Here is a 13,729-nt window from a genome sequence, read left to right as displayed (position 1 = left end):
TTGGACAGCGTGTTGGGGTACATCATCCCCCACCGCACCCCCGCGGCGGGCGCAGGGGCTCGCCGGACGATCACCGGCAGGTCACGGGCGGAGGCGCCCGCGGGTCACGGCGGCCAGTCCGCCGGGGGTGAGAAACGCCACAACCACGCCGTCCAGACCACCTGCAGCGCCAGGCAGCACACGACCCAACCGGTCAGCGGGACGCGACGCCCGGGGCGCAGCGCGACGAGCGCCCCGAGCGGGAAGAGGAGGACGAGGTAGCGGAACAGGCTGGTGAACGGGTCCAGGACGAGGAGCAGGTACCCGACGTAGGCCAGGCACCAGGTGCGCAGCTCCGGTCCGAGCGCGCGGGTGCGGGGCGAGAGGAGCCAGGCCGCGTACGCGACGACGGCGGCCACGAGCACGAGCGGGCCGAGGGGCCCCAGGACGTACTGCGAGATCCCCCACCACGGCTCCAGCGGCACCACGTCGCCGCCGGCTCGCCAGGCGCCCATCGTCGCGGTGTAGGCGTCCGGCCGGCCCGTGAGCTGCCAGGCCGTGAACGGCCACAGCAGGCCCGCCGCCCCGGAGGCCGCGAGCAGCCCCAGGCCGCGCACGGCCTCCCGGCCCCCGAGGACCGTCCCCGCGCGGTGACCGGCCCACGCCCGCAGCCCCAGGTGCACCGCGACGACGACGGACAGCGGCACGGCGACGGGCCGCGTGAGCCCGAGCAGCAGCGCCAGCAGCGCGGCGGGCAGGTACCGGCCGCGCTGCAGGCACAGCAGGAAGCCCACGAGCAGGGCCAGCGCCGGCCCCTCGGTGTACGGCACCTGGTAGACGAGCGAGGGCGGGGCGAGGCAGAACAGGACGGCCGCGGCCCAGGCGCCGCGACGGGCCGCGGTGGCGCTCACGCGCCGGCGCAGCGTGCGGCGCAGCAGCGCCTCGATCCCGACGGCCGCCGCGGCGCCCGCGACGAGCGAGACGAGGGCCCCGGCGGCACCGAACGACAGGCCCGTGGTCGTGAGCAGGCGCGCCAGCAGGGGCGCGACGGGGTAGAACGCGAGCGCCGACTGCTGCGGGTCGCCGCTCGAGCCCAGCGGGACCGCGTCGGGGTATCCCTCGGTCGCGATCCGCTCGTACCAGGTCGCGTCCCAGAGCCCGAGCATGTCGCCGTAGCCGGGGTCCGCCGGGGTCCACGTGCTGGCCGGCTGGAAGCGGGCCACCTCGGCCAGGACCGCGGCGGAGAACAGCCGCGCCGCGACGTAGACGGCGAGGACGCGGCACGCCACGGGCAGCCGCAGCCACCGCAGCAGGAGCCGGTGGCGCACGGGCAGCCGGGTGCCGCCGGCGGCCTCGAGCGCCGTCACGACGGTCCGCGCAGGTCGTCCGAGGCGGTCCGCAGCACCGCCTCGAAGGCGAGCTCGCCGACGACCCCGGGCAGCGGTCCGCCGAGGGCGGCGAGCCGGGCCAGCCAGCGGGGGCGGACCAGGACGCGCTCGGTCCAGTCCACCCGGACGCGGCCGCCGCCGGCGGGGGCGACCACGATGTCGACGTCGCCGCCGAGGACGTCACCGGTCTTGACCACGCGGACGCGGCCGACCGCCCCCGGCCCCTCGGTCCCGTCCGGCGGGACGCGCTCGAGGACCTCCATGGCGTCGACGAGCGTGAACGGGCCGAACGTCGTCGTCCCGGCGAAGCGCTCCCCCACGGCCGCGACGGGGCTGCCCTCGGCGCGGGCGACGACGGTCGCCGGCACCCAGGCCGTCTGCCGCGGCCAGTCGGTGAGGACGTCGAACACGTGCCGGACGCGGCCGGTGACGAGGGCGGACGCCGTGAACTCCACCAGGTGCCCCCCGTGCCGGACCCGGGAGCGAGCGCGGCTCACTCCTCCTCCCGCCACGCCGCCAGCTCCTCGTCCCGTTCGCGGATCTCCTCGCGCAACCGGTCCAGCACCGCGTCCACCTCGTCCATCCGGTACCCGCGCAGCCCCAGGGAGAACCGGACCGCGTCGACGTCCCCGGCGCTCACGGGCCCCTCAGGCAGCCCCCGGTACGGGCGGGTGGAGGTGGCCGGCCCCATCGCACCGCCGATGCGCCCCGTGACGACGGCGACGACGGCCCCGATCGCCGCCAGCACGAGGACGAGCAGCAGCAGGGTCACCTCCCCGCTCCCCCGCCCGCTCCGGCCGGCCCGTCGGTGGGGAAGTCGGCGAACGAGCCCACGATCTCCGAGCTCGGCAGCGAGATCCGTTCCCGCGGAGCGCGTTCGAGGTGGTCCAGCGCCTCCTCGGGGTCGTCGGTCCAGCAGATGCAGTCGAAGACGAGGGGGCGGGCGAACCCGGAGTCGACGAGCTGGTCCAGCCACGTCCGCAGCCCGGCGTAGTGGCCCGCGCGGTCGAGGACGGCCAGCGGTTTCGTGTGCAGGCCGATGGTCCGGGCGACCCAGATCTCGAACAGCTCCTCCAGGGTGCCCAGCCCGCCGGGCAGGACGACGAAGGCGTCGGCGCGGGCGTCCATCTGCGCCTTGCGCTCGCGCATGTCGCCCGTGACGACGAGTTCCCCCAGGCCCTCGGGGGGCAGTTCCAGGTCCAGCAGGGCCTGGGGCATGACGCCGGTGGTGCGCGCGCCCGCGGCCCGGGCGGCGGCCTCGGCGGCCCCCATGACCGACGTCCCGCCACCGCCGTAGACGAGGTCGTGACCGCGTTCGCCGATGCGGCGGCCCACGGTCGCGGCCAGTTCCACGTGCACGGGGTCGATCCCGCCGGAGGCGCTGCCGTACAGGCAGATCGTGCTCACCGGGCGCCGTCCAGCAGCCAGCCGGTGAGGACCTCCAGGCACTGCTCGACCTCGGCCGTGCGGCAGCGCTCGTCGTCGGCGTGGGCGGTGGCGTTGTCACCGGGGCCGTAGTTCACGGCCGGTACGCCGAGCGCGGAGAAGCGCGCGACGTCCGTCCAGCCGTACTTGGGCAGCGGGGTGGTGCCGGTGCGAGCGACGAAGTCGGCGGCGGCCGGCAGGTGCAGGCCCGGCCGGGCCCCCTCGGCGACGTCGGTGACCTCGACGGCGAACCCGTCGAAGACCTCCCGCACGTGCGCCTGCGCGCCGGCGGCGTCCAGCGACGGCGCGAACCGGTAGTTCACGGTGACGGTGCAGCGGTCGGGGATGACGTTGCCCGCGACGCCGCCGCTGACGAGGACGGCGTTGAGGGCCTCGCGGAACACCAGGCCCTCGACGTCGACCTCGCGCGGCGCGTAGGCGGCCAGGCGCGCCAGGACCGGCGCCGCGTCGTGGATCGCGTTGTGCCCGCGCCAGGGTCGGGCCGAGTGCGCCGCCGTGCCGGTCGTCGTGACCTCGGCGCGCAGCGTGCCGTTGCAGCCGCCCTCGACGACGGCCGAGGACGGTTCCAGCAGGACGGCGAAGTCCGCGGCGAGCAGGCCGGGGTGGTTCCGGGCCAGCCGGCCCAGCCCGTTGCGGGCGGCCTCGACCTCCTCGTGGTCGTAGAAGACGAACGTCACGTCGCGGGCGAGGTCCTCCCCCGCGGCGGCCGCGCGGCGGGCCAGGGCCAGCTGCACCCCCACCCCGCCCTTCATGTCGCACGTGCCGCGCCCGACGAGGACGTCCCCGTCGACGGGGTGCTGCTCGCGGCGCACCGGCAGGTTCGGGGGGTCGGTGAGCGGAACGGTGTCGAGGTGGCCGGCCAGCAGGACGCGCTCGGGGCGGCCCAGCGTCGTGCGGGCCACGACGGCGTCACCGTCGCGCGTGACCTCGAACCCGGCCAGGGCGGTGAGCGCGGCCTCGACGGCGTCGGCCAGGGCGCGTTCGTCACCGCTGACCGAGGGGGTGTCGCAGATCCGCCGGACCAGCTCGACGACGTCGAGGCCCGGGTCGGTCAGGTCGGTCGGGTCGGTGCCGGGTCCGGCCGAGGGGGGCGTGGAGGTGGGGACGCTCACGCGCCTCACCCTAGCCAGGGGCCCCGCTTGTAGGGTCGGGCGCGTGAGCGAGCAGAGCACCCCGTCCCCCGACCCGACCTCCGCGCAGGCCGCTGGGCAGCGGCGCGCGTGGGGCCACGGCCTGGCCACGTACGCCGAGGACGGCACGGTGCTCGACGTCTGGTTCCCCTTCCCCGCCCTCGGCCCCGCACCGACGACGAGCTCCTACGGCGTGCCGGCCGAGCTGGCCTCGCTGGAGTCCGACGACATCCACCGCCGCACCCGCCAGCGGGTGCTGACGGTCGACGTCGACCTCGACGCGGCGCCGGCGGACACCGCCGACGCCTACCTGCGCCTGCACCTGCTCTCGCACCGCCTCGTCGCACCGCACGGCGCGAACCTCGACGGGATCTTCGGCGTCCTGACCAACGTCGTGTGGACCAACCACGGCCCGTGCGCCGTGGCCGACTTCGAACGGGTCCGGTTGGCGCTGAGGGCGAACGCCGGGCCGGTCACCGTCTTCGGGGTCGACAAGTTCCCGCGCATGACCGACTACGTGACGCCCGCCGGGGTCCGCATCGCCGACGCCGACCGCGTCCGCCTGGGTGCGCACCTGGCGGCCGGGACGACCGTCATGCACGAGGGCTTCGTGAACTTCAACGCCGGCACCCTGGGCACCTCGATGGTCGAGGGCCGCGTCTCCGCGGGCGTCGTCGTCGGCGACGGCTCCGACGTCGGCGGCGGCGCCTCGATCATGGGGACGCTGTCCGGGGGCGGCAAGCAGGTCGTGAGCATCGGGCAGCGGACGCTGCTCGGCGCGAACTCCGGCACGGGCATCAGCCTGGGCGACGACTGCGTCGTGGAGGCCGGGACGTACGTCACGGCCGGGACGAAGGTCAGCCTGCTGGGCGAGGACGGCACGGTCCGGCAGACGGTCTCGGCCCGCACGCTCTCGGGCTCGGACGGGTTGCTGTTCCGCCGCAACTCCCAGACCGGCCAGGTCGAGGCGCTGCCGCGCAAGGGCGTCCGGGTGGAGCTGAACCCCGCGCTGCACGCCAACTGAGGTGGCCCGGACCGCACCCCCGTCCCGGCGCACCCCGCCCGGCGTCCGCCGGACCCGCCGCCTGCGGCTGGTGACGGCGCTCGTCGCGGTGGGGGTCGTCGTCGCCGGCGGGGTCGTCTGGCTCACCCGCGACCCGGGGGCACCCGTGGTCGTCGAGCGCTGCCGCGCGAGCGTGGACGGGGAGTCGACGTCGATGTCGCCCGAGCAGGCGGCCAACGCCGCGACCGTCGTCGGCATCGCCGTCCGCCGCGGCCTGCCGGCGCGGGCGGCGACGATCGGGATCGCGACGATCGTGCAGGAGTCCGGGATGCGCAACCTCGACCACGGCGACCGCGACTCCCTGGGCCTGTTCCAGCAGCGGCCCTCGCAGGGCTGGGGGTCCCCGGAGCAGGTGCGGGACCCGGTGCACGCGACCAACGCGTTCTACGACGCGCTGGTGGACGTCGAGGGGTACCGGGACCTGCCGGTCACCGACGCCGCGCAGCGCGTGCAGCGCAGCGGGTTCCCGCTGGCCTACGGCGACCACGAACCGGAGGCGCGGCTCGTCGCCTCGACCCTGACGGGGTACACCCCGGGGGGTTTCACGTGCCACCTGCGGCCCGCGCCGGTCTCGCAGGAGTCCGGCGACGACGTGCAGCCGTCCCCCGTCGCGCAGCGCTTCGCCGACGCCGCCGCGACGCAGGTGACGACCACGACGCCGCAGGTCGTCGCGGGGACGCGCGGCCGGGCGCTGGAGTTCACCCTGACCGGCACCGACGCCGAGGCCGAGCGCCTCGCCTGGGCCGTCGCCGGGTGGGCGGTGGCCAGCGCCTCGGTCTACGACGTCACGGAGGTCAGCGTGCAGGGTTCGCGGTGGAGCCGGGACGAGTCCGGCCGCGGCTGGACGGCGACCGCCACCGGGTTGCCCCGGGGCGGGGTCCAGGTCCGGCTGGGCGTCTGAGCCGGCGCAGCCGCCGGGCGGGGGTCAGCGGGACTCGAGGGGGACGTAGTCCCGCGCGCCCTCGCCGACGTACACCTGGCGGGGGCGGCCGATCTTCGTGGCCGGGTCGTTGATCATCTCGCGCCACTGCGCGATCCAGCCGGGCAGGCGCCCCAGCGCGAACAGCACCGTGAACATCTTCGTCGGGAAACCCATCGCCTTGTAGATGATGCCCGTGTAGAAGTCGACGTTCGGGTACAGCTTGCGCTCGATGAAGTACTCGTCGTTCAGTGCGATCTCCTCGAGCCGCAGCGCGATGTCGAGCATCTCGTCGCGCTTGCCGAGCTTGGACAGCACCTCGTCGGCCGTCTTCTTCACGATGGCCGCGCGCGGGTCGTAGTTCTTGTACACCCGGTGGCCGAAGCCCATCAGGCGCACGCCCTTCTCCTTGTTCTTGACCCTCGTCATGAACGTGTCGACGTCGTCGTCGGAGTCGCGGATGGTCTCGAGCATGTCAAGGACGGCCGAGTTCGCCCCGCCGTGCAGCGGACCGGACAGGGCGTGGATGCCCGCCGAGACCGAGGCGAAGAGGTTCGCCTGGCCGGACCCGACGAGCCGCACCGTCGAGGTCGAGCAGTTCTGCTCGTGGTCGGCGTGCAGGATGAGCAGCTGGTCCAGCGCCTTGACCAGGACGGGGTCGAGCTCGTAGTCCTCGGCCGGGTTCCCGAACGCGAGCCGGGTGAAGTTCTCGACGAGCCCCAGCCGGTTGTCCGGGTACAGCAGGGGCTGGCCGAGGGACTTGCGGTGGGCGTAGGCCGCGATGGTCGGCAGCTTGGCCATCAGCCGGACGGTGGACAGCTCCACCTGCTCGTCGTCGAACGGGTTGAGCGAGTTCGGGTAGAAGGTCGACAGCGCGCTGACGGCGCTGGACAGGACGGGCATCGGGTGCGCGTCGCGGGGGAAGCCGTCGAAGAACCGCTTGAGGTCCTCGTGCAGCAGCGTGTGCCGCTGGATGCGGGCCGTGAAGTCGGCGAGCTCCGACTCCGAGGGCAGGTGCCCGTGGATGAGCAGGAAGCTCGTCTCGACGAACGTGGAGCCCTCGGCCAGCTGCTCGATGGGGTACCCGCGGTAGCGCAGGATCCCCTCGTCGCCGTCGATGTAGGTGATCGCGCTCTCGCACGAGGCGGTGTTCGTGAAGCCGGCGTCGAGGGTGACCAGCCCGGTCTCCTTCAGCAGGCTGCCGATGCCGAAGCCGGCGGCGCCCTCGGTGGCAGGGGACACGGGGAGGTCCAGTTCCCCACCGTCGTGCTTCAGCGTCACGGAGTCAGCCATGTCGCGACCGTACCCGCCCCCGTCGAACGCTCGCGACACAGGTCCTGCACGGGTGGACCCTCACGCGAGGTCGGCCAGCCGCTCCCCCGCGCGGGCCACCCGCTCGTCGCTCGCCGTGAGCGCGACGCGGACGTGCTGCTCCCCGGGCGGACCGTAGAAGTCACCGGGGGCCACGAGGACCCCGCGGTCGGCCAGCAGGTCCACGGTCGTGCGCGCCGGCTCGCCCCGGGTGCTCCACAGGTACAGGCCGGCCTCGCTGGCGTCGACGCGGAACCCCGCGCCCCGCAACGCCTCCCGCAGCACCTCGCGCCGGGCCCGGTAGACCTCGCGCTGCGCGGCGACGTGCGCGTCGTCGCTCACGGCGGCCTGCAGCGCCACCTGGACGGGCCAGGGGACGATCATCCCGGCGTGCTTGCGCACCTGCAGGACCTCGGCCACGAGCGCCGGGTCCCCGGCCAGGAACGCGGCCCGGTACCCGGCGAGGTTGGACTGCTTGGACGTGGAGTACGCCACGAGCAGGCCGGTGTGGTCGCCCCCGCACACGCGCGGGTCCAGGACGGAGGGGACGAGGCCACCGACCGTCGTGTCGTGGGCCGGGGCCCAGCCCAGCTCGGCGTAGCACTCGTCGGAGGCCACGACGACGTCGTGCGCCCGCGCCCACGCCACGAGGGCCGTGAGCTCGGCGACGGTGCGCACGGCGCCGGTCGGGTTGGACGGGGAGTTCAGCCACAGCAGCCGGATCCGCGCGCCGCCGTCCCAGGCGGCCTGCAGCTCCTCGACGGTGTCGGCGCCCAGCGGGGTCGCCCGGGCGAGCCGGGCACCGACGTCGTACGTCGGGTAGGCCACCGCGGGGTGGGCGACGACGTCGTCCCCGCCCAGCCCCAGCAGGAACGGCAGCCAGGCCACCAGCTCCTTGGAGCCGACGGTCGGCAGGACCCCGTCGGGGTCCAGCCCGGGGACGCCGCGGCGCCGGGCGAACCAGGCGGCGACGGCTTCGCGCAGCGGCGCCGTGCCGTGCGTCTGGGGGTAGCCCGGCGCGTCGGCCGCCGAGCGCAGCGCGTCGGCCACGACGGCCGGTGTCGGGTCGACGGGCGTGCCGACGGAGAGGTCGACGATCCCGCCGGGGTGGGACCGGGCGCGGTCCTTGGCGGCCGCGAGGGAGTCCCAGGGGAAGTCCGGCAGTGACACCCCGGCTGACGCGCCGACCCGGCCGCGGGCCCCGGACGCCGGCTCGTGGTGGGTCGGCGCGCTCACGTCAGTGCCCCTCGGCCTGCGGGGGCAGCGCGGTGACGACCGCGTGGTCGCCGGCGATGACACCCATCTTCGCCGCGCCGCCGGGTGAGCCGACGGTGTCGAAGAACTCGACGTTGGCCGCCGTGAAGGCCGACCACTGCTCCGGGACGTCGTCCTCGTAGTAGATGGCCTCCACGGGGCAGACCGGCTCACAGGCACCGCAGTCGACGCACTCGTCCGGGTGGATGTACAGCGACCGCTCACCCTCGTAGATGCAGTCCACGGGGCACTCTTCGATGCAGGCCTTGTCCTTGACGTCGACGCAGGGTTGCGCGATGACGTAGGTCACGGGATGTCCTCCTCCTCCGGCGGGCGGGCGGCCGGGACGCCCTCCGTAGTATCGCCGACGCCTGCGGCACACCGCACACGCACCACCCCCGGGAGAGCAGTGACCGACCCCACGCCCGAAGCGCTCGTCCGCCCGCTGACCGTCGGCGGGCGCGTCGTCGTGCGCCACCGGCTGCCCGACGGGTCGGCCACCGACGCCCTCGGGGACCTGCTGGCCGCCGACGAGCGGTCGCTGCGCATCGCCACGCGCCGCGGGGAGGTCGTCGTGGCCCGCGCGGACGTCCTGGCCGCCAAGCCCGTCCCGCCGCCCCCGGCCCGCAAGGGCCCGCCGCACACCGCGATCGGCACCGACGACCTCGAACGCGTCATGGCCGAGCACTGGCGGCCGCTGGAGCGCGTCGACCTCGGCGGCTGGCGGCTGCGCGCGAGCGAGGGGTTCACCGGCCGGGCGAACTCCGCCCTGGCCCTGGGCGACCCGGGGGTCCCGCTGCGCGAGGCGGTCGCCGCCGTGGTGGACTTCCACACCACCCGCGGGCTGCAGCCGCTGCTCGCCGTCGCCCACCCCGACGGCGGGCTGGGCGAGGGCACCGCGCTCGTCGACCTGCTGGCCGCCACCGGGTGGACCGTCCGGACGCCGACGGTCGTGCTGACCGCCGCGACCGACGACCTGCCCGGCGCCGCGGAGGTCCCGCTGCCCGGCGGCCTGCGCGTCGAGACGGCCGCCGAGCCGGACGACGCGTGGCTGGCGCGGTACCACTACCAGGGGCTGCCCACCGTGCCGCCGGCCGGTCGCCGGGTCCTCGTCTCGGCCGACGAGCAGGTGTTCGTCCGGGTGGTGGACGACCAGGTGGACGGCGGGACGACGGTGGCGATCGCGCGCGGGTCCCTGTCCCCCGGCTGGGCCGGCGTGACGGCCGTGGAGACGCTGCCCTCGCACCGGCGCCGCGGCCTCGCCCGGCGGGTGCTGGCCGAGGTCGCGGACTGGGCCCGCTCGCGCGGCGCCGCGTCGACGTACCTGCAGGTGCAGGGCGACAACGCGGCCGCGCGGGCGCTGTACGCGGGCGTCGGGTTCACCGTCCACCACGCGTACCACTACCGGGTCGCGCCGCCGCGCTGAGCGCCGCGGGCTACCGGCCGGGCGCCTCCTGGGCCCGCACCGCGGCCGGGTCGACCGAGGCGTGGGTGCCGATGTCCCAGACGAAGGGCGGCTCGGTCCCGTTGACCGAGAAGTCCCCCACGATCCGCTGCTTGTAGATCACCGGGTTGTGCGAGGCGACCGTGCGCGCGTTGCGCCAGTGCCGGTCCAGGTCCCGGCCCCGCGAGGTGCCGGAGGCGCCGAGCGTGTTGAACAGCAGGGTCGCCGCCCGCGGCACGGACTCCGAGAGCACGACCTGGGCCTGGGCCGTCCGGATCTCGGCCAGCACGTTGGCCTCGCGGTCGGCGTCCGTGCCGGGCAGGTGCGCGGTGTCCGCGGCGGCCTGGACGGCCTGCGCCGCGGCCCGCACGAGGGCGCGCGCGGTGAAGGCGGTGGAGGAGATCTCCCCGACGACCGACAGCACCTGCGCGTCGTCGCGCACCAGCGGGGTCAGGCCGTGCGTGTAGCTGCGCGTGCGGGCGCGCACCTGCGCGCCCGTGTCGCGCTCGACGGCCGCGGCGATGCCGGCCTGCACGGCGAGCAGCACGAGCTGGTACAGCGCCGTCTGGTAGCGGAACCGGTCGGTGAAGGGGGCGACGTCGGCGGGGTCGACCTCCACGTCGTCGAGGACGAGCGTGCCGGTGCCCGTCAGCCGCTGGCCAAAACCGTCCCAGTCGTCGGACACGCTGGCGCCGGCCCCGTGGACCGGGACGAGCGCGGTGACGACCTCGAAGCCCCCGTCCGGGAGCGCACGACGGGCGGTGGCGTCGGTCCAGTCCGCGAAGATCGTGCCGGTCGTGTAGTACTTGCGGCCGCTGACGCTGGTGCGTCCGTCCCGCGTGGTGACGACGGTCTGCTGCTCACCGGTGACACCGTCCCCGACCTCGCTCCAGGCGTTGCCGACGAGCTCACCGGCGACGATGCGCTCGACCCAGCGGGAGCGGTGCTCCCCCGGCGGCAGGGTCAGCACCTGCTCCACCCAGGCGATGTGCCCGCGGAACACCTGCGGCAGCGCCGAGTCCGCGGCCGCGAGGTCGACCAGGAGGTCGGCGAACTCGACGAGGTCCAGGCCCTCCCCGCCCTCGGCCACGGGCAGGCGCAGCCGGCCGAACCCGGCCTCGAGCAGCTCGCGCACCTGCGCGCGGGGCAGCTCGTGGTCCTGCTCGCGGGCGACGACACCCTCGGCGCAGCGGGCGAAGAGCGGGGCGAAGCGCTCGGCGGCGGACGGGGCGGTGGAGGGGGTGGGGGCGGTCAGCGTGTCACTGGTCACTGCGAGGTCTCCTCGGTCGCGGACGCGGCGGCGTCCGGGCGGGAGGACCGGCCGGTGCGAGGACCGTTCGTCCTTACCCGGGCCGGAGCACCAGGGTCAGGTCGTCACCCGGGGCACCCCACGACGAGGAGGGTTGCCGGCCAGCGAGCCGGGGCTTCGCGCTGGCGCTCATGACCTGGCAGCAGCAAAGCAGACCGCGCGCTCGGGTTCAAGGCGGTGCCCCGTCCAGCGCACGGCCGAACGGGAGCGGTGCACCCGGCCCCCCGGGGTGCCCCGCTCCCGCGCCCCGCTCGCGACGGCCGCCCCCCGGAGCCGGCCCCCGGCTCCGGTGCCGTCGCGAGGTCCTGCGCCGCGACCGGGACTCCCCTCCTGCGTCCCGGTCGCGACGAGCCTCAGACCCGCCGGTCGGCGGGGTCGCGCAGGTCGACGACCCGCTGCGGGGGAGCTGACGCGTGCTCGGCCTGCGCGGCCTCGAGCACGTCGGTGATCTCGTGGCCGATGAGCTCGTGGCGCTCCAGCAGCGCGTCCCGCAACGCCTCGACGAGGTGGCGGTGGCGGCCCAGGAGCTCGCGGACGGCCTCCTTCTGCTCGCTCAGCAGGTTCTCCACGAGGCGGCGGCCCTCGGAGTCGCCCAGGACGCGGGCGACGAGGTTGCCGTCGGCGAAGGCGCCCTGCTGGACGGCGGCGAAGGAGACGAGCGTGCCCGCCATGCCGGCGGACCCGACCATCTGCGCGGCGACCGACGTCGCCGACTGCAGGTCCCCGGCCGGGCCGGTGGAGACGTCGCCGAAGAACAGCTCCTCGGCCACCTGGCCGCCGAACGCGATCCCGATCATGCCGGCGAGCTCGGTGCGCGAGCGGGTGTAGACGTCCTCGGCGTCGCCGTGGGCGAGCAGGCCCAGGGCGCCGGCGCGCTTGACGATCGTGAGGATCTCCAGGCGCCGCTGCGGGGCGACGAGCCACGCGACGGCGGCGTGCCCGGCCTCGTGGGTCGCGATGAGGCGCGCCTCGTGGTCGGTGTAGGCGACCGGCTGGCCGAGACCGACCTCGGTGACGAGGCGGGCGTGCTCGAGGTCGGCCCAGTTCATCCCGTCGCCGCCGCGGCGGACGGCGTTGACCAGGGCCTCGTCGAGCAGGTTCTCGATCATCACCGGCGAGTAGCCGTTGGTGATGCCGGCCAGCGCGTCGCGCCGCTCGGTCTCGTCCAGGGGCGCCTCGTGGGCCTTGCGGGCCAGGAAGTGGTCGACGAGCTGGCGGCGGCCGGTCTTGTCGGGCAGGCCGAAGCTCATCCGGCGGTCGAAGCGGCCGGGCCGCAGCAGCGCCGGGTCCAGGGCGTCGGCGCGGTTGGTCGCGGCGATGAGGAGGACCTCGACGGGCTCGCCGACGGGGCGCCGGAGGCGGCGGTGGGCCGGCAGGAACCGGTTGGCCGCGTCGACGAACCAGCCCTGCAGCCGTTCGGTCGCGGTGGGCTCGTCGAAGGACTGCATCTGCACGAGCAGCTCGTTGACGACACCGCTGGCGCCCTCGCTGGAGGCGAGGCGCTCGGTCCGCAGCGCAGCGTGCCCGGTCGTCGTCCCGGTCCCGGTCCCGGACATCGGCAGGTTCGTCAGGCCGCCGCAGCCGACGACGCTCGAGTGGGCGGAGGTCGCGGCGGAGGTCGTCGCGCTCATGCCGCCGCGGGCTCCGGCGATCGCGTCGATCTCCTCGATGAACCCGATGGCCCCGCCCTCGCGGCGGGCGGCCTTGCGCAGGGCCTTGAAGTAGGAGCGCAGCTTGCGGGCCGTCGCGCCGTACCACATGGACTGGAAGCTGGTCGCGGAGACGAACAGGAACGGGACGCCGGCCTCGCGCGCCATGGCCTTGGCCATGTGCGTCTTGCCCGTGCCGGGCGAGCCCTCGAAGAGCAGCCCGCGGCGCGGGCGCCCGCCCATGCGGCTGCGGAACGTCCGCGAGCCGAGGAACAGGTCCAGGCTGCGCTCGACGTCCTCTTTCACCGGGTCCAGGCCCTTGACGTCGTCGAGGGAGACGTCGATCTGCTCGGGCCGGTAGACGACGTGCGGGGAACGGCCGGAGACGAGGGTCTGCCCGAGCAGCAGCGCGATCATCACGGCGAAGAAGAGGCCCACCATGACGTAGATCGGGTCGACCGCCGGCAGCGACGGGACGAGGGACCCGCCGGTGGCGAGGCGGACGTCGAGGACGAGCAGCACCGCGAGCACGACCAGCAGCAGCGTCTGCGTGCGGCGCCGGCGGTTGCGCTCGCGCAGCCGCCCGACGTCGGCGCTGTCGCGACCGGCGCGGGGCGCGCCGGGACGGTCGGGTCGCCCGGGCGCGGGCGTGCGCGGGGCGTGGGGGGCGCGCAAGACGTGGGCCACGGGCCGCTCCTCCTCGGGTCCCGCCCGGCGGGTTCCGGACGTGGGCCCAGCCAACCCCGCCCGCTCACACCCGACCACCCACCGTGACGCGTTCGGACGATCGCGTTCACCCGCCCGGAGCAACGGAGCGTGTCGGGTCGATCACCCGGC

General features: G+C 75.3%; 13 protein-coding genes and 1 riboswitch. Of the genes, 3 read left to right on the top strand and 10 right to left on the bottom strand.

The window, feature by feature from the left end; translation table 11 throughout:
* Nucleotides 1-104: 104 nt before the first annotated feature.
* Genes AB2L28_RS07925 through dapE form a run of 5 tightly spaced genes read right to left on the bottom strand, consistent with a single transcriptional unit; the run spans nucleotide 105 to nucleotide 3,925 of the window.
* Nucleotides 105-1,346, bottom strand: a complete 1,242-nt coding sequence (locus tag AB2L28_RS07925; RefSeq protein ID WP_370718204.1) for a putative hexosyltransferase — start codon at nucleotides 1,344-1,346, stop codon at nucleotides 105-107.
* The gene (locus tag AB2L28_RS07920; protein ID WP_370718203.1) at nucleotides 1,343-1,864 is read right to left on the bottom strand and encodes a hypothetical protein; all 522 of its coding nucleotides are present in this window, start codon (nucleotides 1,862-1,864) and stop codon (nucleotides 1,343-1,345) included. The genes AB2L28_RS07925 and AB2L28_RS07920 overlap by 4 nt, the downstream gene beginning before the upstream one ends.
* Nucleotides 1,861-2,139 (bottom strand): DivIVA domain-containing protein, encoded by a 279-nt coding sequence (locus AB2L28_RS07915; RefSeq protein ID WP_370718202.1) that lies wholly within the window; start codon nucleotides 2,137-2,139, stop codon nucleotides 1,861-1,863. The genes AB2L28_RS07920 and AB2L28_RS07915 overlap by 4 nt, the downstream gene beginning before the upstream one ends.
* Nucleotides 2,136-2,774 (bottom strand): LOG family protein, encoded by a 639-nt coding sequence (locus AB2L28_RS07910; protein ID WP_370718201.1) that lies wholly within the window; start codon nucleotides 2,772-2,774, stop codon nucleotides 2,136-2,138. Before AB2L28_RS07910 ends, AB2L28_RS07915 begins: the two co-directional genes overlap by 4 nt.
* Nucleotides 2,771-3,925, bottom strand: a complete 1,155-nt coding sequence (gene dapE / locus AB2L28_RS07905) for a succinyl-diaminopimelate desuccinylase (protein WP_370718200.1) — start codon at nucleotides 3,923-3,925, stop codon at nucleotides 2,771-2,773. The genes AB2L28_RS07910 and dapE overlap by 4 nt, the downstream gene beginning before the upstream one ends.
* 43 nt (nucleotides 3,926-3,968) lie before the next feature.
* On the opposite strand from dapE, the gene dapD reads away from it, so the two are divergent.
* Together dapD and AB2L28_RS07895 are read left to right on the top strand one after the other, a co-directional pair.
* On the top strand, nucleotides 3,969-4,967 hold the full coding sequence (gene dapD / locus AB2L28_RS07900) for a 2,3,4,5-tetrahydropyridine-2,6-dicarboxylate N-succinyltransferase (RefSeq protein ID WP_370718199.1): 999 nt from the start codon (nucleotides 3,969-3,971) through the stop codon (nucleotides 4,965-4,967).
* Nucleotide 4,968: 1 nt separating this feature from the next.
* On the top strand, nucleotides 4,969-5,907 hold the full coding sequence (locus AB2L28_RS07895) for a hypothetical protein (RefSeq protein ID WP_370718198.1): 939 nt from the start codon (nucleotides 4,969-4,971) through the stop codon (nucleotides 5,905-5,907).
* A 24-nt stretch (nucleotides 5,908-5,931) separates the two neighbouring features.
* Here the strand turns inward: AB2L28_RS07895 and AB2L28_RS07890 are convergent, their stop codons facing one another.
* The 3 genes from AB2L28_RS07890 to fdxA all read right to left on the bottom strand — a co-directional run bounded on the left by AB2L28_RS07890 (nucleotide 5,932) and on the right by fdxA (nucleotide 8,800).
* Nucleotides 5,932-7,218 carry a citrate synthase gene (locus tag AB2L28_RS07890; RefSeq protein WP_370718197.1) on the bottom strand — a complete coding sequence of 429 codons (1,287 nt, stop codon included), beginning with the start codon at nucleotides 7,216-7,218 and terminating at the stop codon, nucleotides 5,932-5,934.
* Nucleotides 7,219-7,278: 60 nt separating this feature from the next.
* Nucleotides 7,279-8,406 carry a succinyldiaminopimelate transaminase gene (gene dapC, locus AB2L28_RS07885; protein WP_370718386.1) on the bottom strand — a complete coding sequence of 376 codons (1,128 nt, stop codon included), beginning with the start codon at nucleotides 8,404-8,406 and terminating at the stop codon, nucleotides 7,279-7,281.
* 67 nt (nucleotides 8,407-8,473) lie between these two features.
* Nucleotides 8,474-8,800: a ferredoxin gene (gene fdxA / locus AB2L28_RS07880; RefSeq protein WP_370718196.1), complete on the bottom strand. Its 327-nt coding sequence runs from the start codon at nucleotides 8,798-8,800 to the stop codon at nucleotides 8,474-8,476.
* 99 nt (nucleotides 8,801-8,899) lie between these two features.
* Here fdxA and AB2L28_RS07875 point away from each other — a divergent pair, with 99 nt between their 5' ends.
* Complete coding sequence (locus AB2L28_RS07875) at nucleotides 8,900-9,916, top strand: GNAT family N-acetyltransferase (RefSeq protein ID WP_370718195.1); 1,017 nt, start codon at nucleotides 8,900-8,902, stop codon at nucleotides 9,914-9,916.
* A gap of 10 nt (nucleotides 9,917-9,926) precedes the next feature.
* Here AB2L28_RS07875 and AB2L28_RS07870 read toward each other — a convergent pair whose 3' ends face one another.
* Nucleotides 9,927-11,204 carry an acyl-CoA dehydrogenase family protein gene (locus AB2L28_RS07870; protein WP_370718194.1) on the bottom strand — a complete coding sequence of 426 codons (1,278 nt, stop codon included), beginning with the start codon at nucleotides 11,202-11,204 and terminating at the stop codon, nucleotides 9,927-9,929.
* A 64-nt stretch (nucleotides 11,205-11,268) separates the two neighbouring features.
* A riboswitch (SAM riboswitch) is annotated at nucleotides 11,269-11,380 on the bottom strand.
* A gap of 216 nt (nucleotides 11,381-11,596) precedes the next feature.
* Entirely contained in the window at nucleotides 11,597-13,579 is a 1,983-nt protein-coding gene (locus AB2L28_RS07865; RefSeq protein ID WP_370718193.1) for an AAA family ATPase, read from the bottom strand.
* Between the last annotated feature and the right edge of the window lie 150 nt (nucleotides 13,580-13,729).

It is taken from the genome of Kineococcus mangrovi (assembly GCF_041320705.1).
In the GTDB taxonomy this organism is placed as follows: Bacteria; Actinomycetota; Actinomycetes; order Actinomycetales; family Kineococcaceae; genus Kineococcus; species Kineococcus mangrovi.
Note: the sequence above shows the minus strand (reverse complement) of the source record. Positions and strands in the feature narration are given on the sequence as shown.

Coding starts and splice junctions, on each gene's coding strand:
- AB2L28_RS07890 (WP_370718197.1), bottom strand. CDS start 7,218: ATGGCTGACTCCGTGACGCTGAAGCACGACGGTGGGGAACTGGACCTC.